This window comes from Burkholderia sp. E168m23, from assembly GCF_016586125.1.
GTDB lineage: Bacteria > Pseudomonadota > Gammaproteobacteria > Burkholderiales > Burkholderiaceae > Burkholderia > Burkholderia orbicola.
Genome location: NZ_BCPP01000387.1, coordinates 1 through 6,189, shown reverse-complemented (window position 1 = coordinate 6,189; position 6,189 = coordinate 1). Strand labels below are relative to the sequence as shown.

Annotated in this window: 6 protein-coding genes; 1 reads left to right on the top strand and 5 read right to left on the bottom strand. The window is 68.3% G+C overall.

Annotated features, from left to right (window positions below):
- Positions 1-265 precede the first annotated feature (265 nt).
- Entirely contained in the window at positions 266-673 is a 408-nt protein-coding gene (locus tag JMF90_RS19840) for a DUF427 domain-containing protein (RefSeq protein WP_011548045.1), read from the bottom strand.
- A gap of 367 nt (positions 674-1,040) precedes the next feature.
- On the opposite strand from JMF90_RS19840, the gene JMF90_RS19835 reads away from it, so the two are divergent.
- Positions 1,041-2,702: an ABC transporter substrate-binding protein gene (locus JMF90_RS19835; RefSeq protein WP_011548044.1), complete on the top strand. Its 1,662-nt coding sequence runs from the start codon at positions 1,041-1,043 to the stop codon at positions 2,700-2,702.
- Positions 2,703-2,751: 49 nt separating this feature from the next.
- On the opposite strand, the gene JMF90_RS19830 is transcribed toward JMF90_RS19835, so the two are convergent.
- The 4 genes from JMF90_RS19830 to JMF90_RS19815 form a co-directional block, all read right to left on the bottom strand.
- Positions 2,752-3,699 carry a TauD/TfdA family dioxygenase gene (locus JMF90_RS19830; protein ID WP_011694694.1) on the bottom strand — a complete coding sequence of 316 codons (948 nt, stop codon included), beginning with the start codon at positions 3,697-3,699 and terminating at the stop codon, positions 2,752-2,754.
- A 157-nt stretch (positions 3,700-3,856) separates the two neighbouring features.
- Positions 3,857-4,810, bottom strand: a complete 954-nt coding sequence (locus JMF90_RS19825; protein ID WP_011694695.1) for a TauD/TfdA family dioxygenase — start codon at positions 4,808-4,810, stop codon at positions 3,857-3,859.
- Positions 4,811-4,958: 148 nt separating this feature from the next.
- Positions 4,959-5,804 (bottom strand): ABC transporter ATP-binding protein, encoded by an 846-nt coding sequence (locus JMF90_RS19820; protein WP_011548042.1) that lies wholly within the window; start codon positions 5,802-5,804, stop codon positions 4,959-4,961.
- A gap of 40 nt (positions 5,805-5,844) precedes the next feature.
- The coding region (locus JMF90_RS19815; RefSeq protein ID WP_201325340.1) for an ABC transporter permease at positions 5,845-6,189 on the bottom strand (345 nt) is incomplete at its 5' end.

Genomic DNA, 6,189 nt, shown 5'->3' with positions numbered 1-6,189 from the left:
TGCACTGCGGGCGGAAAGGCACGTTCGCAAACCCGTTATTAGCGTGAACACGCCCTAAGGCGTCCTGCTGGCGTGTTCACGGGTCGCGCGCGAAGGTGGCGCGGGCGCAGGGCCGGGCCGGATGCGGGCGACGCGCGCAACGGGCCGGCCCACGCCGGAGTCGAGACGATACGGCCCGGCGGGACGACGGCCAACCAATGAATCCGCATATGCAAATCAGCGGCCGGACGATACGTGAATGGCGACGCGGCAGGGCGCCCCGCGCTCACGCGGTGACGAGCAGGCTTTCCTCGATCGAATCGACGCGGTCCGGATAGAACGCGAGGTGCCCGCGAATCGATTCGACGGCCGGATTCGGATGCTCGTATGTCCATACCGCGTTGGTCGAGCGTTCGCCGCCGGCCGGAATCGAGTAGTACGCGCAATCGCCCTTGTACGGGCAGTAGGTCGCGTGATCGGTGCGTTCGAGCAGCGACATGTCGGCGTCCTCGCGCGGAATGTACAGCACGGCCGGGTAGCTGGCCTCGCGCAGCACCAGCGCGTGGCGCGTATCGGCGACGACCTTGCCGGCGACCTTCACGACCACCCGCGACGAATGCGGTTCGATCAGGATCGGATGATCGGGGCCCGGCGACTTCACGGGACGAGAGGGCGTATCGGGGTTGATCGACATTCGTGGTCCTCCAGAAAGAGCGGCGCGCTCGGACGCGCCGTGCCGGCACCTGCGCGCCGGGCGGATTCCCGCGCGCCGGTGCCGGCGTGGGCCAACCGATACGATGCACCCATTTCGCGGAGCCTGCAGGGGGACGGAAGGGCGCCCGCGGCCGTGCGCGAATGGCGCGGTCTCATGACGGGGGCCGGGCGTCGCGGCGGGGTGCGCGAGCCTGTCCGCGGCGCTCGCATGGACATTCTCATGCAGCGGCAGCGGGATGCAGCCATGACGATAAGCAACGCGGAATTAATTGGTAAGCGATCGGCGGGCGGCGCGCGAAGATCGACGGTCGTCATTCGCATGGCACCTCTTTCTTTCCTCCGTCACCATGAAGAATCCTTTCGTTTCGTCAACCGCGCGCCGATCGCGCGGCGTATCGCCCGCCGGCGCCGCGCTTCGCTGCATCGCCGCGTCGTTGCTGCTGGCCGGCGCCGCGACGCACGCGCTGGCGGCGCCCACGGGCAAGACGCTCGTGTACTGCACCGAAGGCAGCCCGGCCGGCTTCGATCCCGGCCAGCACACGACGAGCACCGATTTCGATGCGAGCACGTACCCGGTCTACAACGGGCTCGTGCAGTTCAAGCGCGGCACGCTCGACCTCGAACCGGCGCTCGCGACGAGCTGGGACGTGTCGCCCGACCAGCGCACGATCACGTTCCACCTGCGGCGCGGCGTGAAATTCCAGACGACCGCATGGTTCAAGCCGACGCGGCCGTTCCAGGCCGACGACGTCGTGTTCACGTTCCGCCGGATGCTCGACCCGGACGATCCGTTCCGCAAGGCCTATCCGGTCAGCTTCCCGTATTTCAGCGATCTCGGCTTCGACCACAACATCGACCGCATCGAGAAGGTCGACGACTATACGGTGCGCTTCGTGCTGAAGTCGCCCGACGTCGTGTTCGTGCGCAATCTCGCGATGGCGTTCGCGTCGGTGCTGTCGGCCGAATATGCGGGGCAGCTCGCCGCGCGCCATCGCGAGTCGGACATCAACCAGTTCCCGGTCGGCACGGGGCCGTTCGTGTTGCGTACGTACCAGAAGGATGCGCTGATCCGCTACGACGCGAATCCCGACTACTGGAAGCCGGACGACGTGAAGCTCTCGCGCCTCGTGTTCGCGATCACGCCCGATCCGGCCGCGCGGCTGCAGAAGCTCGTGGCCGACGAGTGCCAGGTGTCGGCGTTTCCGCGACCGGCCGATCTCGAGACGGTGCGGCGCGACCCGAAGCTGACGCTGTTTTCCGGGACGGGCTTCAACGTCGGCTTCGTCGCGTACAACACCCGGCATCCGCCGCTCGATCGCGTCGACGTGCGGCGCGCGCTCGACATCGCGATCGACAAGACGGCGATCATCAAGACCGTGTTCAACGGCGACGCGACGATCGCGACGAACCCGATGCCGCCCGCGCAATGGTCGTACAACCCGCGCCTGAAGGACGCGCCGCGCGATCCGGCCGCCGCGAAGGCCCTGCTCGCGCAAGCCGGCTTCCCGAACGGCTTCGACCTGACGCTATGGGCGATGCCCGTGCAGCGCCCGTACAACCCGAACGCGCAATTGATGGCGCAACTGATCCAGCAGGACTGGGCGAAGATCGGCGTGCGCGCGAAGATCGTCAGCTACGAATGGGGCGAGTACAACCGCCGCGCGAAGCATGACGGCCAGCACGACGCGATCCTGTACGGCTGGTCGGGCGACAACGGCGACCCCGACAACTGGCTCGGCACGCTGCTCGGCTGCGAGGCGGTGCACGGCAGCAACCTCGCGAAGTGGTGCAACAAGGACTTCGAGCAGCTCGTGACCGCCGCGCGGTCGAACGGGGACGTCGCGAAGCGCACGGCGCTGTACGAGCAGGCGCAGGTGGTGTTCAAGGAGCAGGTGCCGTTCACGCCGATCGCGACGTCGATCGTGTCGTTGCCGATCTCCAGGCGCGTGCACGGGCTGACGTTCTCGCCGCTCGGCGGGCACCGGTTCGATGGCGTGTGGCTGGATTGAGGGAAGCGGAAGCCGGCGCGTTCGTGCGCGCCGGCGTTCGCCGCGTCAGTCAGTTGAGTGCGACGGCGGCCGCGGCCTCGACCGGCGTGCCTTCGAGCGCGACCGACGGGCGGCCGTCGGGGCCGACCGGCACGTCGCCGATGAGCGTCGTGCGATACAGCTGGCGATCGAAGTCGAGATCGAAGATGTCGACGGGCGCGAGATGCGCGGTCGCGCGGTTGTCCCAGAACGCGATGCTGCGCGGTTCCCACTTGAAGCGGATCGTGAATTCCGGCCGCGTCACGTGCTCCCACAGCAGTTCGAGCAATGCCTGGCTCTCGCGCGGCGTCAGCCCGACGATCGTTTTCAGGAAGCTCGGGCTCACGTACAGCGCGCGTTCGCCGGTCTCCGGATGCACGCGCACGAGCGGATGCTCGGTCACGAGCGGGCGACGCTCGACGGCGTCGTCGAATGCGCCGGTCGCGCGCGCGCCGGGCGGCGGCGTGAAGCGATGGATGCCGCGCAGGGTATCGACGAAGCCGCGCAGCGGCGCGGACAGCGTTTCGTACGCGCGTACGAGGTTGGTCCAGTGCGTGTCGCCGCCGTACGGCGGGATCGTCACGCCGCGCAGGATCGACGCCCACGGCGGGTTCACGGCCGCCGTCACGTCGGTGTGCCAGCCGGTCCAGGGCCGGCGCACCGGTTCGCCTTCGAAGCGCGTCGCCTTGCGATGCTTCGCGATCGAATAGACGGCCGGATGGCCGTCGACGTGCCCGAACACCGGGTGGCCGACCGTCGGCTCGCCGAACTGCGCGGAGAACGCGACATGCTGCTCGTGCGTGAGGAATTGTTCGCGGAAGAAGATCACGCGCCATTTCAGCAGCGCGGCGCGGATCGCCGCGATCTGCGGCGTGGTCAACGGTTGCGTGAGGTCGACGCCGCGGATTTCCGCACCGATATGGGCGGACAGCGGGATCACGTCGACCGGCTGGGCGGCGGGTTCGAGTAGGGCGCTCATGCGACGCTCCTGGCGGAAGTGAACGGGGAAGAGGGACGACATCGTTGCGCGTGCAAGTGTCGGTCCGGTGGTGCGAGTTTCATGGCGGGTGTCCTCCAGAGCGGAGCGCGGCGGCGCGCGGAAAAGAGCGCCGCCGCGTGACGTGGGTACGTCGACGTTATTGCAGCGTGGCGCCCGGCCCCTTGAGCAGGACGCTCTGGCGGCCGTCGATGCCGACCGGCACGTCGCCGTGAACGGTCGCGCGGCGCACGACGCGGCGTGCATCGCCGTAGTCGTTGATCGCGTAGTGCTGGGTCGCGCGGTTGTCCCAGATCGCGACGTCGCCTTCCTGCCAGTTCCAGCGCACGGTGTTCTCGAGGCGCGTCACGTGTTCGTGCAGCACCTGCAGCAGGTGCGCGGAATCCTGCGACGACAGCCCCTTGATCTTCTGCACGAAGTGCCCGAGCACGAGCGTGCGTTCGCCGGTTTCCGGATGCACGCGCACGACCGGATGCTCGGTTTCGTAGACGGTCGACGTGAATACTTCGCGGTAGCGCTTCAGTTGCGTATCGTCGGCATGCACGTGCGTCGACGCATAGTCGTACGCGTTCGTATGCAGCGCCCACAGCGTGTCGGCGAGCGCGCGCAGCGGGTCGGGCAGATTCGCGTACGCGGTGGCCGTGTTGGCCCACACGGTATCGCCGCCGAACGGCGGGATCACGACTGCGCGCAGGATCGAGATCTTCGGGTACGCGTCGACGAAGGTCACGTCGGTGTGCCACGAATTGGCGCGTGCGCCGTGCGCGGAATCGAGTTCGAGCAGGGCAGCGCTGCCGTCGACGGACGGCACGGTCGGGTGCGCGACCGTGTCGCCGAAGCGGCGGGCGAAGGCTTCCTGCGCGGTGTCGTCGAGATGGTGCTGGCCGCGGAAGAACAACACCTTGTGGCGCAGCAGCGCGGCGTGGACCGCATCGAACGTCGCGTCGTCGAGCGTGGCCGACAGCCGCACGCCGGAAATTTCGGCGCCGATCCGGCCGGCGACCTGGCGAAGCTGAAGCGGGACGGCGGCCGTGCGCGGCGCGGCGTGAGAAGCAGGCGAAGGCGAATGAGCGGCGTGCTGGACTTCGGACATCGGGAGTCTCCTGGGAGTCGGGTCGGTCGAGTCTCCATTCAAGCAGGCGCCGCGCGGAACCGGAACCGATGAATCGTCACAACCTTAGCGTGCGCGCTGCGATGAACGATATGTGTCGTGATGCTGAACGATCCGGCGCGTCATGCGCTTACCATGCGAGCCGCCATTCGCCGATCCGGTGCGGGCGCGCGGCGTCGAGGCGCTTGCCGCCGGAACCGTCGTCGTCCGGCGGCTCGCTGTCGTCGAAATCGGCGAGCACGGTGTCGCGCAAGCGCGCGAATGCCGGCGAATCGCGCCGGCGCGGGCGTGGCAGCGCGACGTCGACGATGCGCGCGATGCGGCCCGGACGCGGCGCCATCGTGACGACGCGGTCGCCGAGATAGACGGCTTCGTCGACATCGTGCGTGACCAGGATCATCGTGATGCGCTCCTGTTCCCAGATCCGCAGCAGTTCGTTCTGCATCTTCGCGCGGGTTTGCGCGTCGAGCGCGCCGAACGGCTCGTCGAGCAGCAGCACGCGCGGCCGGTTCACGAGGCCGCGTGCGATCGCGACGCGCTGCGCCATCCCGCCCGACAACTGGTTCGGAAACGCGTGCTCGAAACCGTTCAGCCCGACGAGCGCGACGTGCTCCGCGATCGCGCGCCGTTTCGCGGCGGCGTCCAGCGGCGCGTTGCGCAGCGCGGCGCCGATGTTCTGTTCGACGGTCAGCCACGGGAACAGCCGGTGATCCTGGAACACGATGCCGCGCTGCAGCGACGTGTCGCGCACGCGCTCGCCGCCGGCGTGGATTTCGCCGGTGTAATCGGTGTCGAGCCCGGCGACGAGCCGCAGCAGCGTCGACTTGCCGCAGCCGCTGGCGCCGACGATCGTGACGAATTCGCCGGCGCGCACGTGCAGCGACACGTCGTCGAGCACGGCGAGCGCCGCGCCGCGTTGCGCGTAGTGCTTGCTTACATGGAGGATGTCGAGCGAATCGGAGGCGAGAGTCGTCATGGCGGTCAGGAGAAGGGAGCGATATGGAGGGAACGGGCGCTCAGCGCGTCAGGTCGCCGCGCCGGGCCAGCACCTTGCGCTCGATCGCCCGCGCGGTCGCGTTCAGTGCCCAGCCCGTCACGCCGACGACGATGATCCCGAACAGCACGAGATCCATCCGGAACTGCTCGCTGCCGTCGATCAGCGTGTTGCCGATCCCGCTGCCGGCGACGAGCAGGTATTCCGCGCCGAGCGTCGCGAGCCACGAATAGATCAGGCCGAGATACAGGCCGGTGAAGATAGACGGCAGCGCGGCCGGCAGGATCACGTAGCGGATCAGCTGAAGCCGTGAGTAGCGCAGCGCGCGGGCGACGTCGACGTACGTGCGCGGCACCGCGTGAATGCC